General features: G+C 67.6%; 21 protein-coding genes. 14 read left to right on the forward strand and 7 right to left on the reverse strand.

The genetic code is table 11. From position 1 onward, the window contains the following. Nucleotides 1-410: 410 nt before the first annotated feature. Nucleotides 411-1,187: an enoyl-CoA hydratase gene (locus BST28156_RS26185; RefSeq protein WP_174903720.1), complete on the reverse strand. Its 777-nt coding sequence runs from the start codon at nucleotides 1,185-1,187 to the stop codon at nucleotides 411-413. 124 nt (nucleotides 1,188-1,311) lie between these two features. Between BST28156_RS26185 and paaN the strand changes: the two genes are divergently transcribed. The 5 genes from paaN to paaK all read left to right on the forward strand — a co-directional run bounded on the left by paaN (nucleotide 1,312) and on the right by paaK (nucleotide 6,945). Further along, the gene (gene paaN / locus BST28156_RS26190) at nucleotides 1,312-3,018 is read left to right on the forward strand and encodes a phenylacetic acid degradation protein PaaN (protein WP_174903721.1); all 1,707 of its coding nucleotides are present in this window, start codon (nucleotides 1,312-1,314) and stop codon (nucleotides 3,016-3,018) included. Nucleotides 3,019-3,105: 87 nt separating this feature from the next. Beyond that, on the forward strand, nucleotides 3,106-4,308 hold the full coding sequence (pcaF, locus tag BST28156_RS26195; protein ID WP_174903722.1) for a 3-oxoadipyl-CoA thiolase: 1,203 nt from the start codon (nucleotides 3,106-3,108) through the stop codon (nucleotides 4,306-4,308). 49 nt (nucleotides 4,309-4,357) lie between these two features. Further along, nucleotides 4,358-5,149 (forward strand): 2-(1,2-epoxy-1,2-dihydrophenyl)acetyl-CoA isomerase PaaG, encoded by a 792-nt coding sequence (gene paaG, locus BST28156_RS26200; protein WP_174903723.1) that lies wholly within the window; start codon nucleotides 4,358-4,360, stop codon nucleotides 5,147-5,149. Nucleotide 5,150: 1 nt separating this feature from the next. Next, nucleotides 5,151-5,603: a hydroxyphenylacetyl-CoA thioesterase PaaI gene (gene paaI, locus BST28156_RS26205; RefSeq protein ID WP_060239901.1), complete on the forward strand. Its 453-nt coding sequence runs from the start codon at nucleotides 5,151-5,153 to the stop codon at nucleotides 5,601-5,603. Nucleotides 5,604-5,646: 43 nt separating this feature from the next. After that, entirely contained in the window at nucleotides 5,647-6,945 is a 1,299-nt protein-coding gene (gene paaK / locus BST28156_RS26210; protein ID WP_174903724.1) for a phenylacetate--CoA ligase PaaK, read from the forward strand. Between the two features lie 174 nt (nucleotides 6,946-7,119). Here the strand turns inward: paaK and mltA are convergent, their stop codons facing one another. Further along, nucleotides 7,120-8,244 carry a murein transglycosylase A gene (gene mltA, locus BST28156_RS26215; protein WP_040126571.1) on the reverse strand — a complete coding sequence of 375 codons (1,125 nt, stop codon included), beginning with the start codon at nucleotides 8,242-8,244 and terminating at the stop codon, nucleotides 7,120-7,122. Between the two features lie 28 nt (nucleotides 8,245-8,272). Here mltA and BST28156_RS34865 point away from each other — a divergent pair, with 28 nt between their 5' ends. Beyond that, nucleotides 8,273-8,416 carry a hypothetical protein gene (locus tag BST28156_RS34865; protein WP_230945549.1) on the forward strand — a complete coding sequence of 48 codons (144 nt, stop codon included), beginning with the start codon at nucleotides 8,273-8,275 and terminating at the stop codon, nucleotides 8,414-8,416. 13 nt (nucleotides 8,417-8,429) lie between these two features. Here the strand turns inward: BST28156_RS34865 and apaG are convergent, their stop codons facing one another. Further along, nucleotides 8,430-8,804 carry a Co2+/Mg2+ efflux facilitator ApaG/CorD gene (gene apaG / locus BST28156_RS26220; protein WP_059514683.1) on the reverse strand — a complete coding sequence of 125 codons (375 nt, stop codon included), beginning with the start codon at nucleotides 8,802-8,804 and terminating at the stop codon, nucleotides 8,430-8,432. Between the two features lie 185 nt (nucleotides 8,805-8,989). On the opposite strand from apaG, the gene rpe reads away from it, so the two are divergent. The 8 genes from rpe (at nucleotide 8,990) to BST28156_RS26260 (ending at nucleotide 16,300) form a co-directional block, all read left to right on the forward strand. Further along, nucleotides 8,990-9,676 carry a ribulose-phosphate 3-epimerase gene (gene rpe / locus BST28156_RS26225; RefSeq protein WP_059514680.1) on the forward strand — a complete coding sequence of 229 codons (687 nt, stop codon included), beginning with the start codon at nucleotides 8,990-8,992 and terminating at the stop codon, nucleotides 9,674-9,676. 4 nt (nucleotides 9,677-9,680) lie between these two features. Next, nucleotides 9,681-10,442 carry a phosphoglycolate phosphatase gene (locus BST28156_RS26230; RefSeq protein ID WP_060239896.1) on the forward strand — a complete coding sequence of 254 codons (762 nt, stop codon included), beginning with the start codon at nucleotides 9,681-9,683 and terminating at the stop codon, nucleotides 10,440-10,442. Between the two features lie 357 nt (nucleotides 10,443-10,799). Then, complete coding sequence (gene trpE, locus BST28156_RS26235; RefSeq protein ID WP_174903725.1) at nucleotides 10,800-12,293, forward strand: anthranilate synthase component I; 1,494 nt, start codon at nucleotides 10,800-10,802, stop codon at nucleotides 12,291-12,293. Nucleotides 12,294-12,305: 12 nt separating this feature from the next. Continuing rightward, the gene (locus BST28156_RS26240; RefSeq protein ID WP_059603898.1) at nucleotides 12,306-12,893 is read left to right on the forward strand and encodes an aminodeoxychorismate/anthranilate synthase component II; all 588 of its coding nucleotides are present in this window, start codon (nucleotides 12,306-12,308) and stop codon (nucleotides 12,891-12,893) included. A gap of 12 nt (nucleotides 12,894-12,905) precedes the next feature. Then, nucleotides 12,906-13,937, forward strand: coding sequence for an anthranilate phosphoribosyltransferase (trpD, locus tag BST28156_RS26245; protein WP_060239892.1), 1,032 nt, complete (start codon nucleotides 12,906-12,908; stop codon nucleotides 13,935-13,937). Between the two features lie 29 nt (nucleotides 13,938-13,966). After that, entirely contained in the window at nucleotides 13,967-14,752 is a 786-nt protein-coding gene (trpC, locus tag BST28156_RS26250) for an indole-3-glycerol phosphate synthase TrpC (RefSeq protein WP_060239890.1), read from the forward strand. Then, nucleotides 14,752-15,378 (forward strand): CYTH domain-containing protein, encoded by a 627-nt coding sequence (locus BST28156_RS26255; RefSeq protein WP_174903726.1) that lies wholly within the window; start codon nucleotides 14,752-14,754, stop codon nucleotides 15,376-15,378. Before trpC ends, BST28156_RS26255 begins: the two co-directional genes overlap by 1 nt. A 13-nt stretch (nucleotides 15,379-15,391) precedes the next feature. Next, nucleotides 15,392-16,300, forward strand: a complete 909-nt coding sequence (locus BST28156_RS26260) for a uracil-DNA glycosylase (RefSeq protein WP_060239885.1) — start codon at nucleotides 15,392-15,394, stop codon at nucleotides 16,298-16,300. Nucleotides 16,301-16,409: 109 nt separating this feature from the next. Here the strand turns inward: BST28156_RS26260 and BST28156_RS26265 are convergent, their stop codons facing one another. The 4 genes from BST28156_RS26265 to BST28156_RS26280 form a co-directional block, all read right to left on the reverse strand. Further along, nucleotides 16,410-17,006, reverse strand: coding sequence for an FMN-dependent NADH-azoreductase (locus BST28156_RS26265; protein ID WP_060239884.1), 597 nt, complete (start codon nucleotides 17,004-17,006; stop codon nucleotides 16,410-16,412). Nucleotides 17,007-17,153: 147 nt separating this feature from the next. Further along, nucleotides 17,154-18,959, reverse strand: coding sequence for a M61 family metallopeptidase (locus BST28156_RS26270; protein ID WP_174903727.1), 1,806 nt, complete (start codon nucleotides 18,957-18,959; stop codon nucleotides 17,154-17,156). 111 nt (nucleotides 18,960-19,070) lie between these two features. After that, a complete protein-coding gene (locus BST28156_RS26275) occupies nucleotides 19,071-19,799 on the reverse strand; it encodes a DsbC family protein (RefSeq protein ID WP_174903728.1) in 729 nt (242 codons plus the stop codon). 90 nt (nucleotides 19,800-19,889) lie between these two features. Further along, nucleotides 19,890-21,068 carry a UbiH/UbiF family hydroxylase gene (locus tag BST28156_RS26280; protein ID WP_060239878.1) on the reverse strand — a complete coding sequence of 393 codons (1,179 nt, stop codon included), beginning with the start codon at nucleotides 21,066-21,068 and terminating at the stop codon, nucleotides 19,890-19,892. Nucleotides 21,069-21,136 lie beyond the last annotated feature (68 nt).

The raw sequence follows: 21,136 nt of genomic DNA on the forward strand, positions 1-21,136 counted from the left end.
CGGCTGTTAGTTTTTAAAGAGCATTCTGCACCAAGCACTTGGCTTCGTAGCAGCGCTGCGTTTTCAGCAGCAGAGAAACGAGATTATGAACCGTGTTTCGCAAGTCGTCAACAATTTTTTGCTACATCGTTGCGACTGCGGGGTTCTTCTTCCTTCGCCGGCCGCGTGCTCAACCTGCAGCACACCACCGACTCCGCTCCCCCCTTCCGCGCCGCGTTGCCGTTAGCGCGAAAGAGGCGTGATTCTAGGCACCCGCCGCCCAACACGCAAGCGCTTTGTGAAAATATTTTGAAAAAGCCGCCGTGCGCTGTCGCGCACGGCGGCTCTTGCCCGGGCAGGCGGCTCGGACGGCCGCGTCAACGCGCTGTACCGACAGATCGTCGACAGGTGGCCGCCCTGCTCCCGCAACCTCAACGGTTCTTGAACTCAGGCTTCCGCTTTTCGACGAACGCCGCCATCCCTTCCTTCTGATCCTCGGTCGCGAACAGCGAATGGAACAACCGGCGCTCGAAGTGAATACCCTCGGCCAGCGTCGTCTCGTACGCGCGATTCACCGACTCCTTGACCATCATGACCGCCGGCAGCGAAAACTCGGCGATCGTCGCCGCAGCCGCCAGCGCCTCGTCGAGCAGCTTGTCCGCCGGCAGCACGCGCGAGACGAGCCCCGCACGCTCCGCCTCGTCCGCATCCATGAAGCGCGCAGTCAGGCACATGTCCATCGCCTTCGCCTTCGACACCGCACGCGGCAAACGCTGCGTGCCCCCCGCGCCCGGCATGATGCCCAGCTTGATCTCGGGCTGACCGAACTTGGCAGTATCCGCCGCGAAGACGATGTCGCACATCATTGCGAGCTCGCAGCCGCCGCCCAACGCAAAGCCCGACACCGCGGCAATGATCGGCTTTCGGATCTGGCGAACCGTCTCCCAGTTGCGCGTGATGTAGTCGCCACGGTAGACATCCATATAGGAATAGGTCGCCATCATGCCGATGTCGGCGCCCGCCGCGAACGCCTTCTCGCTGCCCGTCACGACGATCGCCCCGATCGCGTCGTCCGCGTCGAATGCCTTCAGCGCGGCGCCCAGTTCATCCATCAGCGCGTCGTTCAACGCATTCAGCGCCTTCGGACGGTTCAGCGTCACCAGCCCGACACGCCCCCGGGTCTCCACCAGGATGTTCTCGTAAGCCATCTATTTCTCCTCGATCAATGAATTGAGAAACGCCTCGCACATGCGAATAGTTTGATGCTACCATTCTCCGACCAACCGGTCGGTTAATTAATCGATCCAACCCCTCTCCCATCAGGCCGCCGTCATGACCCATGCACTGTTCACGAAGCACGAAGACACGCTGAAACACGCACTCGCCGCCATCGAGAGCCGCGGGTACTGGAGCCCGTTCGCGGAAATGCCGAGCCCCAAAGTGTACGGGGAAAGCGCCAGTGCAGACGGCGAAGCCGCGTTCAAATCGCACCTCGGGCAGACTTTCGCGCTCGATCAGCCTGCGACCGGCGAGACGGTCGGCGCGGAGCAGTCACCGTATGGCATCGCACTGGGCATCCGCTACCCGAAATCGACGCCCGACGCGTTGATCGCGGCGGCCGCCGCCGCGCAGCGGTCGTGGCGCGAAGCCGGCCCGAGCGCATGGATCGGCGTCAGCCTCGAAATCCTCGCGCGCCTGAATCGCGCGAGCTTCGAGATCGCGTACAGCGTGATGCACACCACGGGCCAGGCCTTCATGATGGCGTTCCAGGCCGGCGGCCCGCACGCGCAGGACCGCGCGCTCGAAGCGGTCGCCTATGCCTGGGACGAACTGCGCCGCATCCCGGCCGATGCGCACTGGGAAAAGCCGCAGGGCAAGAACCCGCCGCTCGCGATGCACAAGCGCTACACAATCGCCCCGCGCGGCACCGGGCTCGTGCTCGGCTGCTGCACGTTCCCGACCTGGAACGGCTACCCGGGCCTGTTCGCGGACCTGGCGACCGGCAATACGGTCATCGTCAAACCCCATCCGGGCGCGATTCTGCCGCTCGCGATCACCGTCCGGATTGCCCGCGACGTGCTGCGCGAAGCCGGCTTCGACCCGAACGTCGTCACGCTGCTCGCGACCGAGCCGAACGACGGCGCACTTGTGCAGGACCTCGCACTGCGCCCCGAGATCAAGCTGATCGACTTCACCGGCAGCACGCAGAACGGCACGTGGCTCGAACGACATGCGCACCAGGCACAGGTCTATACCGAAAAGGCCGGCGTCAACCAGATCGTCATCGACTCGACCGACGACCTGAAGGCTGCGGCCAAGAACATCGCGTTCTCGCTGGCGCTGTACTCGGGCCAGATGTGCACGGCGCCGCAGAACATCTACGTGCCGCGCGACGGCATCCGCACGGCGGACGGCCATGCGAGCTTCGACGAAGTCGCCCAGGCAGTCGCAAGCGCCGTGCAGAAGCTCACCGGCGACCCCGCACGCTCGGTCGAACTGATCGGCGCGATCCAGAACGACGGCGTGACCGCGCGCATCGACGCCGCCCGCCAGCTCGGCCGCGTGCTCGCCGACAGCGCGACGCTCCAGCACCCCGCGTTCCCCGATGCCCGTGTACGCACACCGCTCGTGCTGCAGCTCGACGTGGCCGACCGCGAGAAATACACGCAGGAGTGGTTCGGCCCGATCTCGTTCGTGATCGCGACCGACTCGACTGCCCAGTCGCTCGATCTCGCCGGCGAAATCGCGGCGGAACACGGCGCGCTGACGCTCTCCGTCTACAGCACCGACGATGCCGTGATCGACGCCGCACACGAAGCTGCGGTGCGCGGCGGCGTCGCGCTGTCGATCAACCTGACGGGCGGCGTGTTCGTCAACCAGTCGGCTGCGTTCTCCGACTTCCACGGCACCGGCGCCAACCCGGCTGCCAATGCGGCGCTGGCCGACGCCGCCTTCGTCGCCAACCGGTTCCGCGTGGTGCAAAGCCGCGTCCATGTTGCGCCGAAGGCCGTCCCGGCGGAAGCTGGCCAAGCGGCATAACCCGAACGGCCGACGTGCAAACGCCGCCAGGTTCTCTACCATGAACGAATCCGCCACCCGGCGGGTTCGCTGCCTACCGATACGCCCATGACTGACGCCTATATCTGCGACGCCATTCGCACCCCCATCGGCCGCTACGGCGGCGCCCTGAAAGACGTTCGCGCCGACGACCTCGGCGCGGTGCCGCTCAAGGCGCTCGTCGAGCGCAACCGCGACGTCGACTGGACGGCCGTCGACGACGTGATCTACGGCTGCGCGAACCAGGCCGGCGAAGACAACCGCAACGTCGCGCGCATGTCCGCGCTGCTGGCCGGCCTGCCGACCACCGTGCCGGGCACGACGCTGAACCGGCTGTGCGGCTCGGGCATGGACGCGGTCGGCACCGCCGCGCGTGCGATCAAGGCAGGCGAAGCGCGCCTGATGATCGCCGGCGGCGTCGAGAGCATGACGCGGGCGCCGTTCGTGATGGGCAAGGCCGCGAGCGCGTTTGCACGCCAGGCCGACATCTTCGACACGACGATCGGCTGGCGCTTCGTCAATCCGCTGATGAAACAGCAGTACGGCGTCGACTCGATGCCCGAGACGGCCGAGAACGTCGCGGTCGACTACGACATCAGCCGCGCCGACCAGGATCTGTTCGCGCTGCGCAGCCAGCAGAAGGCGGCGCGCGCGCAGCAGGACGGCACGCTCGCCGCGGAAATCGTCCCGGTCACGATTGCGCAGAAGAAAGGCGACCCGGTCGTCGTGTCGCGCGACGAGCATCCGCGCGAGACGTCGCTCGAGGCATTGGCGAAGCTGAAGGGCGTCGTGCGCGCGGACGGCTCGGTGACAGCCGGCAACGCGTCGGGCGTCAACGACGGCGCATGCGCGCTGCTGCTCGCCAATGCGGAAGCGGCCGACCAGTACGGCCTGCGCCGCCGCGCGCGCGTGGTCGGCATGGCGACCGCCGGCGTCGAGCCGCGCGTGATGGGCATCGGCCCTGCGCCGGCCACGCAGAAGCTGCTGCGCCAGCTCGGCATGACGATCGACCAGTTCGACGTGATCGAACTGAACGAGGCGTTCGCATCGCAGGGCCTCGCGGTGCTGCGCATGCTCGGCATCGCCGACGACGATCCGCGCGTGAATCCGAACGGCGGTGCGATCGCGCTCGGCCACCCGCTCGGCGCATCGGGCGCACGGCTCGTGACCACGGCCCTGCACCAGCTCGAACGCACCGGCGGCCGCTTCGCGCTCTGCACGATGTGCATCGGCGTCGGCCAGGGCATCGCGCTGGCCATCGAGCGCATATAGCCAATCGACGCGCGCGCCGCCTATAACGAATTCATCAAGGAGACACTGCATGTCCTATCAGGCGATTCAGCTGGATATCGATCGGGACGCCCGCGTGGCGACGATCACCCTCAGCCGTCCCGACAAGCTGAACAGCTTCACGCGGGCGATGCATCGCGAGCTGCAGTCCGCGCTCGATGAAGTCGAAGCGGCCGGCGCGCGCGCGCTGATCCTGACCGGCGCCGGACGCGGCTTCTGCGCGGGGCAGGATCTCGCCGACCTCGACTTCACGCCGGGCGCGGCCACCGACCTCGGCACGCTGATCGACGAGCATTTCAATCCGCTGATCCGCCGCCTGCAACGCCTGCCGCTCCCGGTGATCGCCGCCGTCAACGGCACGGCAGCCGGCGCGGGCGCGAATCTCGCGCTCGCCTGCGATCTCGTGCTCGCCGCGCGATCGAGCAGTTTCATCCAGGCGTTCGTCAAGATCGGGCTCGTGCCCGATTCGGGCGGCACGTGGTTCCTGCCGCAGCGCGTCGGCATGGCGCGCGCGCTGGGGCTCGCGCTGACCGGCGACAAGCTCGGCGCGGAACAGGCCGAGCAGTGGGGCCTGATCTGGCGCGCGATCGACGACGACGCGCTCGCCGCGACGGCCCGCCAACTCGCTACGCAACTTGCGCAGCAGCCGACGCTCGCGATCGCGTCGATCAAGCAGTCGATGCGCGAAAGCGTCACGCGCACGCTCGACCAGCAGCTCGACCTGGAACGCGACCTGCAGCGCAAGCTCGGCCAGTCGCACGACTATGCGGAAGGCGTGAAGGCCTTCATCGAGAAGCGCGCGCCGCGCTTCGAGGGGCGTTGAGATGACGATCGCCACCGACACGCTCGATCCCGATGCGCTCGCCCGCGCCACCGCGCAGGCGATGTACGACGCCGATGCCTGCAGCCGCGCGCTCGGCATCGAAATCGCCGAAGTGCGCGCCGGCTATGCGCGCCTGCGCATGCCCGTGCGCCCCGATTTCCTGAACGGCCACCAGATTTGCCACGGCGGGCTGATCTTCACGCTCGCCGATTCGACCTTCGCGTTCGCGTGCAACTCGTACAACGTCAACACGGTCGCGGCCGGCTGCTCGATCGAGTACCTGCGCCCCGTGCACGGCGACGACGTGCTGACCGCCGAGGCGACCGAACAGACGCGCCATGGCCGGCAGGGCATCTACGACATCCGAGTCACGAACCGCGCCGGCGAAACGGTCGCGATGTTCCGCGGCAAATCCGCCCAGATCAAGGGCACGGTCATTCCCGAAGACCGCTGACGTCGACGGCTCGCATCGCACATAACAAACACTGGAGACAGGCATGACACCCCCGCTACCGCTCGAGCCGATCGAGACCGCCTCCCGCGACGAGCTGACCGCGCTGCAGCTCGAACGCCTCAAGTGGTCGCTCCGGCATGCGTATGACAATTCCCCGGTCTACCGGCGCAAGTTCGACGACGCGGGTGTGCATCCCGACGACCTGACGACGCTCGCCGACCTGTCGCGCTTCCCGTTCACGACCAAGAGCGACCTGCGCGACAGCTATCCGTTCGGGATGTTCGCGGTGCCGCAGGAGCGCGTCTCGCGCATTCATGCGTCGTCCGGCACGACCGGCAAGCCGACGGTGGTCGGCTACACGGCGAGCGACATCGATACCTGGGCCAACCTCGTCGCGCGCTCGATCCGCGCGGCCGGCGCGCGCCCGGGCGACAAGGTGCATGTCAGCTACGGCTACGGGCTGTTTACGGGCGGCCTCGGCGCGCACTACGGCGCGGAGCGCGCGGGGCTGACCGTGATCCCGTTCGGCGGCGGCCAGACCGAGAAGCAGGTGCAGCTGATCCAGGATTTCCGGCCCGACATCATCATGGTCACGCCGAGCTACATGCTGTCGATCGCCGACGAGTTCGAGCGGCAGGGCCTCGATCCCGCGCAGAGTTCGCTGCGCATCGGCATCTTCGGCGCCGAGCCGTGGACCAACGACATGCGCGTGGCGATCGAGCAGCGGATCGGGATCGACGCGGTCGACATCTACGGGCTGTCGGAGGTGATGGGCCCGGGCGTCGCGTCCGAATGCGTCGAGACCAAGGACGGCCCGACGATCTGGGAGGATCACTTCTATCCCGAGATCATCGATCCCGAAACCGGCGAGGTGCTCCCGGACGGCGAGTTCGGCGAACTCGTGTTCACGTCGCTGACGAAGGAAGCGCTGCCGATCATCCGCTACCGGACGCGCGACCTGACGCGCCTGCTGCCCGGCACCGCGCGCACGATGCGGCGGATGGAAAAGATCACCGGCCGCTCGGACGACATGATGATCGTGCGCGGCGTCAACGTGTTTCCGACGCAGATCGAGGAACAACTGCTGAAGCAGCGCGCGCTCGCGCCGCACTACCAGATCGTGCTGACCAAGGAAGGTCCGCTCGACGTGCTGACGCTCAACGTCGAACCGTGCCCCGAGACGGCGCCGGACACCGCGACGATCCAGGCGGCCGGGCAGGCGCTCGCGCACGACATCAAGTCGCTGATCGGCGTGACGGCCGTCATCAACGTGCTGCCCGTCAACGGGATCGAGCGCTCGGTCGGCAAGGCGCGGCGCGTGATCGACAAGCGCAAGGGCTGACGCGCGCAGCGCCCGGCAGCGCGGCGCACCAAACCGCGCGGCCGCTCAACGAAAAACAGCTCGACGGGCCTGCGCCTGTCGAGCTGTCTTCTTTTCGGGATGCCGAGGTGTTCCTGTCGGTCGAACGGTCCGGTCATCCGGCGCAGCGAACCGCACCGGCCTCCCCGGCTCACCTCACGAGTTCGGAAACAGCAGCCACATCCGGCCGACCTGCTTCATGCGCCCGGCCTGATCGCCGGCGTCGTCGCCGAGCCCCCAGAAATAGTCGGCCCGCACGCCGCCCTTGATCGCGGTGCCCGTATCCTGCGCGAACACCAGCCGGTTCATCGGCGTGTTCGTCAGCGGGCGCGTCGTCTGCAGGAACACCGGCGTGCCGAGCGGGATCGACGACGGATCGACCGCGATCGAGCGCTCCGGCGTCAGTGGCACGCCGAGCGCGCCGATCGGGCCGTCCGCGCCGCCGTGCGGCGCCTCTTCCTTCGACGGCATCTCGCGGAAGAACACGAAGCGCGGATTCGTGTCGAGCAGCGCATCGACGCGGCCCGGATTCGCCTTCGCCCAGGCCTTGATGCCCTGCATCGTCGCCTGCGCCGGCGTCAGCTCGCCGCGATCGAGCAGCCACTTGCCGATCGATCGGTACGGCTGGTTGTTGGTGCCGCCGAAGCCGACCCGCATCACCGAGCCGTCGTCGAGCAGCACGCGCCCCGAGCCCTGCACCTGCAGGAAGAACGCTTCGATCGGATCGTCGACCCACACGAGTTCGTTGCCGTTCAGCACGCCGCTGCGCTCGAGTTGCGCGCGCGCGGGCAGCGCGGCGCCGGCGCGATAGCCGGCCGGCCAGCGGTACAGCGCATATTGATAGGGGCCGCGCCGCACGCGCGAGCCGTGCAGCAGCGGCTCGTAATAGCCGGTCACGAGCCCGTCGAGCGTGCCGTCGGTGTTGGCGAGCTGGAACGGCGTGAAATAGGTTTCGAAGAACGCGCGCGCGCTGCTGGCGTCGAGTTCGTCGAGCCGGTCGGCGGCCGCGCACGCGCGCTGCCACGCCGGCTGACGCGCGAGCCGCACGCAGTTCTGCCGCAGCGCGGCGGTCGCGCCGATCAGCGAATCGTCCTGCCAGCCCGGCACCTGCTGCCACGCAACCGGCGTGAGCCGCTTCGCGGCAACCTGCCCCGGCACGATCGCCGCGCCGGTCGGCGGCTTCAGCGACGAAGTGCGCGTCGGCGCGCCGCCGCACGCGGCAAGCAGCGCGGCCGTCGCGACCGCCGCCGCCCAGCCGGCCACCCGGGGCCCAAACCACATACAATGTCCGTTCTTGATGGAAACCGCCATGTCAGATTTTCTCGACCAATATCCGATGCTCATCTTCGCGCTGGAAGCCTTTCTCGCGCTCGCCCTGCTGATCTTCATCGTCGTGTGGACCGCCTCGGGCCGGAAGAAACACGCCCGCAACAACGACCGTCAGCCGCGCTGACCGCCCCGCACGCTCAATGCAGCGTGCGCGGCATGTGCAGCGCGAACTCGTCGACCGGCGCCTCGAAACGCTCGCCGTCCTCCGCCACGCAGAAATACGCGCCGCGCATCGTGCCGACCGGCGTCGCGATCACCGCCCAGCTCGTGTACTCGAACTGTTCGCCCGGCTGCAGCAGCGGCTGGTGCCCGACGACGCCGAGCCCCTTCACTTCCTGCACGTGGCTTTCGCTGTCCGTGATGATCCAGTGACGCGCGATCAGCTGCGCCGCGACCTGTCCGGTGTTGCGGATCGTCAGCGTGTACGCGAATGCGTATTGACGGCGTTCGGGGTCGGATTGTTCCGGCAGGTAACCGGTTTTCACCGAAACGGTGAACTGATACTGACTCATGGTGTTTCCGCTGGAGGGTGATCGCCCGCGCCGGCAATGCGGACGACGGGGCCGCGGACGCGCCGCTTTGGTTCGGCATTCTGCTTGATGCGGAATCGGGCTGCAACCGCGCGGGCCGCCGCCGCGCGCCGGCCGGCGGACGGTAGAATGGCGGTTTTGCGCCGCAGCGTCCCCGCTCCCCTGTCATGACTCAATTCCGCATCGCTCCCAGCATCCTGTCGGCCGACTTCGCGCGGCTCGGCGAAGAAGTCCGCAACGTGGTCGCCGCCGGCGCCGACTGGATCCACTTCGACGTGATGGACAACCATTACGTGCCGAACCTGACGATCGGCCCGCTCGTGTGCGAGGCGATCCGCCCGCACGTGCAGGTGCCGATCGACGTGCACCTGATGGTACGCCCGGTCGACCGGATCGTCCCCGATTTCGCGAAAGCCGGCGCGAACCTGATCAGCTTCCATCCGGAAGGCTCCGATCACATCGACCGCACGCTGACGCTGATCCGCGATCACGGCTGCAAGGCCGGCCTCGTGTTCAACCCGGCCACGCCGCTGAACTACCTCGACCACGTGATGGACCGGCTCGACTACGTGCTGCTGATGTCGGTGAACCCGGGCTTCGGCGGCCAGTCGTTCATTCCGGAAACGCTGAACAAGCTGCGCGAAACGCGCGCGCGCCTCGACGCGTACGCCGAGCGCACCGGCCGCGAGATCCTGCTCGAGGTCGACGGCGGCGTGAAGACCGACAACATCGCGGAAATCGCGGCAGCCGGCGCGGACACCTTCGTCGCAGGCTCGGCGATCTTCGGCAAGCCCGACTACCGCAAGGTGATCGACGACATGCGTGCCGCGCTCGCCACCGTCGAGCGGAGCTGACGCCATGTCCGACTCGCCGCTCGCCGCGCAGGCGCCGGCCGCCGCCGCGGCCGAAGGCCCGATCCGCTTCGCCGCGCCGCGCATCGACGCGGCGCTGATCGATCTCGACGGCACGATGGTCGACACGGCCGACGATTTCACGGCCGGCCTGAACGGCATGCTCGCGCAGCTCGACGCGCCGATCACCTCGCGCGACGAGGTGATCGGCTATGTCGGCAAGGGCTCCGAGCACCTGATCCACAGCGTGCTGAAGCCGCGCTTCGCGGCCGACGACGCACACGCGCGCTTCGACGAGGCGCTCGCGATCTACCAGGCCGAATACGCGAAGATCAACGGCCGCCACACGCGCCTCTACCCCGACGTCGCAGCCGGTCTCGATGCGCTGCGTGCGGCCGGCATCCGGCTCGCGTGCGTGACCAACAAGCCGCACCGCTTCGCGGTCGAGTTGCTCGAGCAATACGGGCTGATCGATCGCTTCGGCATCGTGCTCGGCGGCGACAGCGTCGCGCGCAAGAAGCCCGACCCGCTGCCGATGCTGACGGCCTGCGACGCGCTCGGCGTCGCGCCGGACGCGGCCGTGGCGATCGGCGACTCGGAAAACGATGCGCTCGCGGGCCGCGCGGCCGGGATGGCGACGCTGACGGTGCCGTACGGCTACAACCACGGCAAAGCTATACAAACGATAAATTCGGATGGTATAGTCGATTCGTTGCTGGTCGCAGCTCGCGCGATCGTCGCGCACAACGCCGGCCGGCCAACCGTCTGATTATTTCTTCCATCCGCATGTTTCTGAATAAAAAACGGAGTCTGAGCAGCATCGACCGGGGAGCCTGGCCCTGGCGTCGCTGGTCGCGCTAACCTCTTCGATGAGGTACGCTGAAGCACGTCTTCAGCGCCGTTTTTTATCTCGCTGCGCATCCGCGCGCCGATCGTCGCACCATCCTGAGTTTCACCGCGCCCGAACGCCTGCGTTCAGGGGCGGCCGCAGGCTTGTGACGTTCACGCCCGGAGCGCCGGCCGGCAACAGGCACTTCTCGATCGACCGCCCCTTCGCCGACGGCCACCCGCGCAGCGTCAAGTGATCCCTGGCGCACGCGCCGCTCGTCCCGAACAGGACCGGAACATGACCGAACTCGAATTCCAATCGCTTGCGAACGAAGGCTACAACCGCATCCCGCTGATCGCCGAAGCCCTCGCCGACCTCGAAACGCCGCTGTCCCTCTACCTGAAGCTGGCCCAGCCCGAACGCGCGGGCGCCAACTCGTTCCTGCTCGAATCGGTGGTCGGCGGCGAACGCTTCGGCCGCTACTCGTTCATCGGCCTGCCGGCGCGCACGCTCGTGCGCACCCGCAACGGCGTCTCCGAAGTGGTGCGGGACGGCCAAGTCGTCGAGACGCACGACGGCGACCCGTTCGAATTCATCGCGTCGTTCCAGGCCCGCTTCAAGGTCGCGCAGCGCCCGGGCCTGCCGCGCTTCTGCGGCGGCCTCGCCGGATACTTCGGCTACGACGCGGTGCGCTACATCGAGAAGAAGCTCGCGCACACCGCGCCGCGCGACGATCTCGGCCTGCCCGACATCCAGCTGCTGCTGACCGAGGAAGTCGCGGTGATCGACAACCTCGCCGGCAAGCTGTACCTGATCATCTACGCGGACCCGAGCCAGTCCGAGGCGTACACGAAGGCCAAGCAGCGGCTGCGCGAACTCAAGCAGCGGTTGCGCACGACCGTGCAGCCGCCCGTCACGTCGGCGAGCGTGCGCACCGAGACGTTCCGCGAGTTCAAGAAGGAAGATTATCTGGCTGCCGTGCGCCAGGCGAAGGAATACATCGCGGCCGGCGAGCTGATGCAGATCCAGGTCGGCCAGCGCCTGACGAAGCCGTACCGCGACAACCCGCTGTCGCTATACCGCGCGCTGCGCTCGCTGAATCCGTCGCCGTACATGTACTACTACAACTTCGGCGATTTCCACGTGGTCGGCGCGTCGCCGGAAATCCTCGTGCGCCAGGAAAAGCGCGGCGACGACCAGATCGTCACGATCCGCCCGCTCGCCGGCACGCGCCCGCGCGGCAACACGCCCGAGCGCGACGCCGAACTCGCGACCGAGCTGCTGAACGATCCGAAGGAAATCGCCGAGCACGTGATGCTGATCGACCTCGCGCGCAACGACGTCGGCCGCATCGCGGAAATCGGCTCGGTGCAGGTCACCGACCAGATGGTGATCGAGAAGTACTCGCACGTGCAGCACATCGTCAGCTCGGTCGAAGGCAAGCTGAAGCCCGGCATGACGAACTACGACGTGCTGCGCGCGACGTTCCCGGCCGGCACGCTGTCCGGCGCGCCGAAGGTGCGCGCGATGGAGCTGATCGACGAGCTCGAGCCGGTCAAGCGCGGGCTGTACGGCGGCGCGGTCGGCTACCTGTCGTTCTCCGGCGAGATGGATCTCGCGATCGCGATCCGCACCGGCCTGATCCACAACGGCAACCTGTATGTGCAAGCGGCGGCAGGCGTCGTCGCGGATTCGGTGCCCGAATCCGAATGGCAAGAGACCGAGAACAAGGCGCGCGCGGTGCTGCGTGCGGCCGAACAGGTCCAGGACGGCCTCGATAGCGACTTCTGACGGAGACTGACCATGCTGCTCATGATCGACAACTACGACTCGTTCACCTACAACCTGGTCCAGTACTTCGGCGAACTGGGCGAGGACGTGCACACCTACCGCAACGACGAAATCACGCTCGACGACATCGCACGCCTGAATCCCGACGCGATCTGCCTGTCGCCGGGTCCGAGCAACCCGCAGCACGCGGGCATCACGCTCGACGTGCTGCGCGAATTCGCGGGCAAGAAGCCGATCCTGGGCGTGTGCCTCGGCCACCAGGCGATCGGCGAGGCGTTCGGCGGCCGCGTCGTGCGCGCGAAAACCATCATGCACGGCAAGGTGAGCAGAATCGAAACCGACTGCCGCGGCGTGTTCGCCGACCTGCCGAAGCACTTCGACGTCACGCGCTATCACTCGCTCGCGGTCGAGCGCGAATCGCTGCCCGACTGCCTCGAGGTGTCCGCGTGGACCGACGACGGCGAGATCATGGGCCTGCGCCACAAGACGCTGCCGATCGAAGGCGTGCAATTCCATCCGGAATCGATCCTGTCCGAGCATGGCCATGCGCTGCTCGAGAATTTCCTCAAGCAGGCCCGCGCGGCCGCGCATGCCGCCTGACGGAGCCCGACGATGACGATTACCCCGCAGGAAGCATTGCAGCGCACGATCGAGCACCGCGAAATCTTCCACGACGAGATGCTGCACCTGATGCGGCTCATCATGCGCGGCGACATGTCGCCGGTAATGGCGGCCGCGATCATCACCGGGCTGCGCGTGAAGAAGGAGACGATCGGCGAGATCGCCGCCGCCGCGACCGTGATGCGCGAATTCGCGAACCACGTCGAGGTGCAGGACAACTCGAACTTCGTCGACATCGTCGGCACCGGCGGCGACGGCTCGCATACGTTCAACATCTCGACCGCGTCGATGTTCATCACGGCCGCGGCCGGCGCGAAGGTCGCGAAGCACGGCAACCGCGGCGTGTCGAGCAAGTCCGGCAGCGCCGACGTGCTCGAGGCGCTCGGCGTGAATATCGACCTGCAGCCCGACCAGGTCGCGGCGTCGATCGCCGAAACCGGCATGGGCTTCATGTTCGCGCCGAACCATCATCCGGCGATGAAGAACATCGCGGCCGTGCGCCGCGAACTCGGCGTGCGCACGATCTTCAACATCCTCGGTCCGCTGACCAACCCGGCCGGCGCGCCGAACCAGCTGATGGGCGTGTTCCACCCGGACCTCGTCGGCATCCAGGTGCGCGTGATGCAGCGCCTCGGCGCGCAGCACGTGCTGGTCGTATACGGCAAGGACGGGATGGACGAGGTGTCGCTCGGCGCCGCGACGCTCGTCGGCGAACTGCGCGACGGCCAGGTGCACGAATACGAGATCCATCCGGAAGACTTCGGGCTGCAGATGGTGTCAAACCGCACGCTGAAGGTGGAAAATGCCGAGGAATCGCGCGCGATGCTGCTCGGCGCGCTCGACAACCAGCCGGGCGTCGCACGCGAGATCGTCACGCTGAACGCGGGCACCGCGCTGTACGCGGCGAACGTCGCCGCGTCGATCGCGGACGGCATCCAGCTGGCCCGCGAGGCAATCGCAAGCGGCAAGGCGCGCGCGAAAGTCGACGAACTCGTGCGCTTCACGCAGCAGTTCAAGCGCTGACTCCCCTTACGAATCAAGCAGGAAACCACATGAGCGACATTCTCGACCGAATCATCGCCGTCAAGCGCGAAGAAGTCGCGGCGGCCATGCGCAGCACGCCGCTCGAGGCACTGAAGCTGGAAGCGTCCGCGCGCGACCGGCGCGACTTCGTCGGCGCGCTGCGCGCAAAGCACGCGGCCGGCGACGCGGCCGTGATCGCCGAAATCAAGAAGGCGAGCCCGTCGAAGGGCGTGCTGCGCGAGCATTTCGTGCCGGCCGACATCGCGCGCTCGTATGCGGCGCACGGCGCCGCGTGCCTGTCGGTGCTGACCGACGAGCAGTTCTTCCAGGGCGGCGTGCGTTATCTCGAGGAAGCGCGCGCGGCCTGCGCGCTGCCGGTGCTGCGCAAGGACTTCATCGTCGACGCGTACCAGATCGTCGAAGCGCGCGCGATGGGCGCCGACGCGATCCTGCTGATCGCGGCCGCGCTCGACACGCCGCTGATGCAGGATCTCGAGGCATACGCGCACTCGCTCGGCCTCGCGGTGCTGGTCGAAGTGCACGACCGCAACGAAATGGAACAGGCGCTGACGCTCAAGACGCCGCTGCTCGGCATCAACAACCGCAACCTGCGCACCTTCGAGACGTCGATCCAGACGACGCTCGACATGCTCGACATGATTCCGCAGGACCGCATCGTCGTGACCGAATCGGGCATCCTGTCGCGCACCGACGTCGACACGATGCGCGCGGCGAACGTCAACACGTTCCTCGTCGGCGAGGCGTTCATGCGCGCCGACCAGCCGGGCGAGGAACTCGCACGGATGTTCTTCTGATGGCGATCGAAAAGGAAATCAAGCTCGCGCTGCCGGACGGCCAGGCCGACGCCGCGCGCCGCTTCTTCGAGACGCTGACCGGCGAGCCCGGCCGCGAGATCGCGCTCGCAAACGTCTATTACGACACGCCCGAACTCGCGCTGGCCCGCTCGAAGAGCGCGGTGCGCGTGCGCCGCACGCCGCAGGGCTGGCTGCAGACGTTCAAGACGGTCGGCAGCGCCGAAGGCGGCCTGCATCGTCGGCATGAATGGGAACTGCCGGTCGCCGGCGACGCGCTGGAAGTCGATGCGCTCGTCGCCGCCTGCGACGTGCCGGACGCCGCCGCCGCGCTGCGCGACGCGGCGCAGACGCTGCATGCGCTGTTCCGCACGGATTTTTCGCGTACGCTGTGGCGCATCGCGATCGGCGGCGCGACTGTCGAAGCCGCGGTGGATCTCGGCGAGATCGTCGTGCAGGCGGAGCATGAAACGCGCCGCGAACCGATCAGCGAGATCGAACTCGAATTGATCGACGGCCCGGAAGCGGCGCTCGCGACGCTCGCCGCCGAACTGCAGCAGGCGCTGCCGGGTCTCGCTCCCGAAAACATCAGCAAGGCGCAGCGCGGCTACCGGCTGCGCGCGCAATAAACACGCATCACGCATGGCAACCCGCAAGACTTCCCGCGCGCCGCAACAGGCGTCGCTATTCGATGATCCCGTGCCGGACACGGCACCGGCCGACACGTCGGCCGACCCGGCTCCGGCATCGCCCGCGGCCGGACGCAAAGCCGCGAAGCAGACCGCCGCCTCGGCTTCCACCCCGTCCGAACCGCAGCCGACCGCGGCCGACATCCCGCACCTCGCCGCACAATTCGACGCGCTGCCGGCCGCCTGGCGCGACGTGCTGAAGCCGTTCACCGACAGCGACGCGTACGCGCCGCTGTGCCGCTTCGTCGACGACGAGCGCGCGGCCGGCAAGACCGTCTACCCGACCGACGTATTCCGCGCGCTGCGACTGACGAGCCCCGACGACGTGAAGGTCGTGATCCTCGGCCAGGACCCGTACCACGGCGACGACCGCGGCACGCCGCAGGCGCACGGCCTCGCGTTCTCGGTGCCGCCGGCGGTCCGCACGCCGCCGTCGCTGCGCAACATCTTCAAGGAAATCGCCGCGAACTTCGGTCACGACACGCCGCGCCACGGCTGTCTCGACACCTGGGCGCGCCAGGGCGTGCTGCTGCTCAACACCGTGCTGACGGTCGAGCGCGGCGCGGCCGCGAGCCACGCGAAGCGCGGCTGGGAACAATGCACGGACACGCTGATCCGCGAACTCGCCAGCCGCCATCGCGGGCTCGTGTTCATGCTGTGGGGCGCGCATGCGCAGGCGAAGCGTGCGCTGTTCGACGCGAGCGCGCACTGCGTGCTCGAAGCGCCGCATCCTTCGCCGCTGTCCGCGCATCGCGGCTTCCTCGGCTGCCGTCATTTCGCGCTCGCGAACGACTATCTCGCCGAACAGCACCGCGAGCCGATCGACTGGCGCCTGCCGGAGGTCGCCGAGACGCTCGCGTAACGACGCCGCCTCCTGCGTCGGCCGAAATGCAAAACGCCGCGCCCCTGTCGGGACGCGGCGTTTTTTGTTTTTAGATCGAGCCGCGGGCGCGCGACGCCCGCGTCCAACCTCACACAGCGGCGATCGCCTCGCGCGCGCCGGCCAGCGCTGCGCTTTGCGATTCAGGCCCCATGTTCAGGCCTTCCGCATAGATGAAGCTCACATCGGTCATGCCGACGAAGCCGAGGAACGTGCGCAGGTACGGCGTCTGGCTGTCGTTCGGCGTACCGGCGTACTTGCCGCCGCGTGCCGTCACCACGTGCACCTTCTTGCCCTTCAGCAGGCCTTCCGGGCCGTTCTCGGTGTAGCGGAACGTGACGCCGGCGCGGGCGATCCAGTCGAAGTACGTCTTCAGTTGCGACGAGATGCCGAAGTTGTACATCGGCGCGCCGATCACGACGATGTCGGCGGCTTGCAGTTCGGCGATCAGCGCATCGCTCTTCGCGACGATCGCATTCTGCTCCGCGCTGCGATTCTCGGCCGGCGTGAAGAACGCGCCGAGCACCGACTCGTCGAGATGCGGCAGTCCGTCGGTCAGAAGGTCGCGGACCACGACCTTCGCGCCGGGATTCGATTGTTGCAGCTTTGCCGTCAGTTCGTTGGCCAGCAGCGTGGATTGCGCGCCTTGCGAACGCGCCGCGGAATTGATTTGCAGAATGGTCGTCATGTCAGGCTCCGGTTGGGTTGCGCTTCGGTAGCGCGAGTGACGCCATTGTGCGTGGCCGCATTTGCGTGAAAAAGCGGGCTCAGGGCGACGGATTGTTGCAGTAGCAGAACAATTACAGATCGTGCCCCGATTCCCGCTTCGTCACGCTCAACCCTTCAGCCAGGCTTCGCGCGCCTTCGGCAGCGCGGCCGGTTTCGCGGCGGCCGTCAGCCGGTAGCGCGACACCTCCGGGCCGTCGAGCTTCAGTTTCGCGGTGCGCAGTTCGTCGCGGCGGAACGCGTGGATCTCGACCTTGTCGCCCGGCCGGTAGCGCGCGAGCAGCGCATCGAGGTTCGTGCCCGTCACGCGCAGCCCGTCGAGTGCGATCAGCGTATCGCCCGCCGACAGCCCCGCGCGATGCGCGGCGCCGCCTTCGTAGACGGCCGCGAGCGTGCAGTCCGCACCGCCGCGCAGACGCGCGCCGATCGTCGGCTTCGCGGCCGCGCCATTCGCGGCCAGCTCGGGCGCGAGCGTCACGCCGAACGGCGCGAGCAGCTCGGCGAGCGGCAGGTCGCGCGTGCCGTGCACCGCATCGGCGAACAGCCGGCCGAGCGCGACGCCCGTCGCTTCCTCGATCAGCGCTTCGACTTCGTTTTCCTCGACGCCCGCCTGCTTGCCGCCGCGATAGAAATCGCGGCCGTAGCGTTGCCACAGCAGCCGCATCACGTCGTCGAGCGACTTACGGTGGCGCGTCTGCGCGCGAATCGCGAGATCGAACGCGAGCGCGACGAGCGAGCCCTTCGTGTAGTAGCTGACGATCGCGTTGGTCGCGTTCTCGTCCTGACGGTAGTACTTGATCCACGCGTCGAACGAGCTTTCCGCGACGCTCTGCTTCAGACGGCCCGTGCCGCGCAGCACGCCGCCGATCGTGCGGCCGAGCGCCGCGAAGTATTCGTCTTGCGACATCAGCCCGCTGCGCACGAGCATCAGGTCGTCGTAATAGGACGTGAAGCCCTCGAACAGCCACAGCAGCGATGTGTAGTTTTCCTGCGTCAGGTCGTACGGCACGAACGCCGCCGGCTTGATGCGCTTCACGTTCCACGTGTGGAAGTATTCGTGGCTGCACAGGCCGAGATACGTGCGATAGCCTTCGGACGTCTCGGGACGGCCCTTCACCGGCAGATCGGTGCGGTTGCAGATCAGCGCGGTCGAAGCGCGGTGCTCGAGGCCGCCGTAGCCGTCGCTGACCGCGAGCGTCATGAACACGTAGCGATCCATCGGCGCCTTCTTCGACTTCGGCTCGAACAGCGCGATCTGCGCTTCGCATACGCGCTTCAGGTCCGTACGCAGCCGTTCCATGTCGAGCTGCGTCACGCGCCCGGCGATCGCGATGTCGTGCGGCACGCCGTGCGCGTCGAACGTCGCGAGCGCGAATTCGCCGATCGTCACCGGATGGTCGCTCAGCTCGTCGTAGTTCGACGCGCGATATGCGCCGAACCCGTAGCGCTTCGTGCCGCGCGCCTCGGGCAGCGCGGTGGCCACGCGCCATGCGCGGAACGCCGCGCCCGACGGTTTCGCGATTTCGACGTCGCACGGCGCATCCTCGCGGCCGGCGACGCTCAGGAACACGGCCGTGCCGTTGAAGAAACCGCCCGATTCGTCGAGATACGCGGAACGTACCGACAGATCCCACGCATACACGTCGTAGCGCAGCGTCAGCGCGCCGTTCACGGGCGCGGCCTGCCACGTGTGCTTGTCGGTCTTCGCGATCCGCACCTTGCGGCCCGCTTCGTTGAACGCGGCGAGCGTGACGATGTTGCGCGCGAACTCGCGCACCAGATAGCTGCCCGGAATCCACACCGGCAGCGAGAAGCGCTGGCCGTCGGGATCGGGATCGGCAACCGTCACCGATACTTCGAACAGGTGCGCGGCAAGATCTTTCGGGACAATCGAATAGCGGATCGGCTGGGTCATCGTGGCAATCGGTCGAAAATCGGTCGGAATGCGACCGCGGAAACGAAGAGAGGCGCCGGCGGAAATCGCGGGCGCCCCTCGCTGGCCGGGCGCGGCCCGGCGTGCGGTCGGTTACTTGCTCGACGCGAGCGCTTCGTTCAGCTGCTCGGCGGACACCGCGCCCGGCAGGCGGCGGCCGTCGGGCAGGAAGATCGTCGGCGTGCCGGTGACGTTCATGCCGCGGCCGAGCGCGAGGTTCTTGTCGAGTGCGGTGGTGTCGCAGTTGCCGGCGCCGGACGGTGCGCGATGGTCGAGCATCCAGCTCTGCCACGTCTTCGCACGGTCGGTCGCACACCAGATCGCCTTCGACTTCGCGTTCGAATCGGGCGACAGCACCGGATACAGGAACGTGTAGACGGTGACGTTGTCGACCGACTGCAGCGTGGTTTCGAGACGCTTGCAGTACGGACAGTTCGGATCGGAGAACACCGCGATCTTGCGCGCGCCGTTGCCCTTCACGACCTTGATCGCATTCGCGAACGGCAGGCTCGCGAAGTCGATCTTGTTGAGCTCGGACAGGCGTGCGTCGGTCAGGTTCTTGTGCGTCTTCGCGTCGACGAGATCGCCGAGCAGCACGTAGTCGCCGGCCGCATCGCTATAGATGATCTGCGAGCCGAGGTTCACTTCATACAGCCCCGCGACCGGCGATTTCGACACGCTCTTGATCGGTGCGTCGTTGCCGAGACGGGCTTGCAGCGTGGCTTTCAGCTTGTCGGTGGTCTGATCGGCCTGCGCGGTGCAGCCGAGCGTCGCCATCGTGACGGCCAGCGCCAGCGAGGCGATGCGGATCGTTTTTTTCATCGAGTTGTTCCTTCAGCTCTATCGGAATGCACGGCACAGTGTACGCCGTAACGGAACCGAGTCCGACCGGCGATGCGGCCGAAGGTTCGCTCAACCGAGCGCCGCGGATACCAGCCAGCGTTTCACGAGCGGCTGTGCGCCGACGAACGCCATGCCCGCGTTGCGCACCGCCTTCGCGAGCGAGCCCGGCACCGCGAACAGGCGCTGCAGCCCGTCGGTCGCGACCATCAGCGCACGGATGTCCTCGCGGCGCGAGCGCTCGTAGCGGCGCAGCAGCACCGTATCGCCGAGGTTGCGGAAGCTTTCCTTGTTCGCGATCGCATCGGCGAGCGCCGCGACGTCGCGCAGCCCGAGGTTCATCCCCTGCCCCGCGAGCGGGTGGATCAGATGCGCGGCATCGCCGACCAGCGCGACGCGCGGCGCGATCAGCTTGTCGACCGTCTGCAGCGCGAGCGGGAAGCCGGCTGCCGGCGTCACGCATTCGAGCGCGCCGACCTGACCGTGCGACACGCGCTCGACTTCGGCCGCGAGCTGCGCCGGATCGAGCGCGAGCAGTTCGTCCGCATGCGCGGTGTGCGCGGACCAGACGAGCGACACGTGGCCGTCGGGCAGCGGCAGCAGCGCGACGATCTCGCCGTCGCGGAACCACTGATATGCGGTCTCGCGATGCGGCAGCGACGCCTTGAAGTTCGCGACCACGCCGGTTTGCCGGTAGTCGCGCCGCTCGACCCTGGCCCCCATTTGCGAACGGACCCACGAATGCGCGCCGTCCGCGCCGACCACCAGATCGGCTTCGAGCACCTGTCCCGACGACAACGTCAGCACGGCCGCATCGGCGCGCACGTCGAAACCCTGCGCGCGCGCGTCGAACCACGTGAGATTGGGCTGGAAACGCAGCGCGGCGTCGAGCGATGCCTCGATCAGCGACGATTCGGCGATCCACGCGAGCTGCGGCACCGACGCCTGGTACGCGGAGAAATGCAGCTCCGCGTGTGCATCGCCGTACACGCGCATGTCGTAGACGGGCGCGAGCCGGCCGTGGTCGAGCGCCTGCCAGACCCGCAGCCGCTCGAGCAGCGCCTGCGAGCTGGACGACAGCGCGTAGATGCGCGTGTCGAACGCGAGATCGGCGGGACGCGGCGTGGCCGGCTGCGCGAGCAACGCGGTCTTGTAGCCGGACTGGGTCAGCGCGAGCGCGGCCGTCTTGCCGACGAGCCCGCCGCCGACCACGGCGACGTCGAAGGTGTGATGGGCAGTCATGGCGGGCATTATAGCCGCGGCGCCAAACCCTTACGCGGCCGGACTTTGCGGGAAATCAGCGGAATCGCGAAGGCGCG

Source organism: Burkholderia pseudomultivorans, from assembly GCF_902499075.1.
Lineage (GTDB): Bacteria > Pseudomonadota > Gammaproteobacteria > Burkholderiales > Burkholderiaceae > Burkholderia > Burkholderia pseudomultivorans.

Excerpts from the sequence above, each read along its gene's own strand:
- BST28156_RS26185 (WP_174903720.1), bottom strand. The coding sequence starts at position 1,187 with ATGGCTTACGAGAACATCCTGGTGGAGACCCGGGGGCGTGTCGGGCTG.
- paaN (WP_174903721.1), top strand. The coding sequence starts at position 1,312 with ATGACCCATGCACTGTTCACGAAGCACGAAGACACGCTGAAACACGCA.
- pcaF (WP_174903722.1), top strand. The coding sequence starts at position 3,106 with ATGACTGACGCCTATATCTGCGACGCCATTCGCACCCCCATCGGCCGC.
- paaG (WP_174903723.1), top strand. The coding sequence starts at position 4,358 with ATGTCCTATCAGGCGATTCAGCTGGATATCGATCGGGACGCCCGCGTG.
- paaI (WP_060239901.1), top strand. The coding sequence starts at position 5,151 with ATGACGATCGCCACCGACACGCTCGATCCCGATGCGCTCGCCCGCGCC.
- paaK (WP_174903724.1), top strand. The coding sequence starts at position 5,647 with ATGACACCCCCGCTACCGCTCGAGCCGATCGAGACCGCCTCCCGCGAC.
- mltA (WP_040126571.1), bottom strand. The coding sequence starts at position 8,244 with ATGTGGTTTGGGCCCCGGGTGGCCGGCTGGGCGGCGGCGGTCGCGACG.
- BST28156_RS34865 (WP_230945549.1), top strand. The coding sequence starts at position 8,273 with ATGTCAGATTTTCTCGACCAATATCCGATGCTCATCTTCGCGCTGGAA.
- apaG (WP_059514683.1), bottom strand. The coding sequence starts at position 8,804 with ATGAGTCAGTATCAGTTCACCGTTTCGGTGAAAACCGGTTACCTGCCG.
- rpe (WP_059514680.1), top strand. The coding sequence starts at position 8,990 with ATGACTCAATTCCGCATCGCTCCCAGCATCCTGTCGGCCGACTTCGCG.
- BST28156_RS26230 (WP_060239896.1), top strand. The coding sequence starts at position 9,681 with ATGTCCGACTCGCCGCTCGCCGCGCAGGCGCCGGCCGCCGCCGCGGCC.
- trpE (WP_174903725.1), top strand. The coding sequence starts at position 10,800 with ATGACCGAACTCGAATTCCAATCGCTTGCGAACGAAGGCTACAACCGC.
- BST28156_RS26240 (WP_059603898.1), top strand. The coding sequence starts at position 12,306 with ATGCTGCTCATGATCGACAACTACGACTCGTTCACCTACAACCTGGTC.
- trpD (WP_060239892.1), top strand. The coding sequence starts at position 12,906 with ATGACGATTACCCCGCAGGAAGCATTGCAGCGCACGATCGAGCACCGC.
- trpC (WP_060239890.1), top strand. The coding sequence starts at position 13,967 with ATGAGCGACATTCTCGACCGAATCATCGCCGTCAAGCGCGAAGAAGTC.
- BST28156_RS26255 (WP_174903726.1), top strand. The coding sequence starts at position 14,752 with ATGGCGATCGAAAAGGAAATCAAGCTCGCGCTGCCGGACGGCCAGGCC.
- BST28156_RS26260 (WP_060239885.1), top strand. The coding sequence starts at position 15,392 with ATGGCAACCCGCAAGACTTCCCGCGCGCCGCAACAGGCGTCGCTATTC.
- BST28156_RS26265 (WP_060239884.1), bottom strand. The coding sequence starts at position 17,006 with ATGACGACCATTCTGCAAATCAATTCCGCGGCGCGTTCGCAAGGCGCG.
- BST28156_RS26270 (WP_174903727.1), bottom strand. The coding sequence starts at position 18,959 with ATGACCCAGCCGATCCGCTATTCGATTGTCCCGAAAGATCTTGCCGCG.
- BST28156_RS26275 (WP_174903728.1), bottom strand. The coding sequence starts at position 19,799 with ATGAAAAAAACGATCCGCATCGCCTCGCTGGCGCTGGCCGTCACGATG.
- BST28156_RS26280 (WP_060239878.1), bottom strand. The coding sequence starts at position 21,068 with ATGCCCGCCATGACTGCCCATCACACCTTCGACGTCGCCGTGGTCGGC.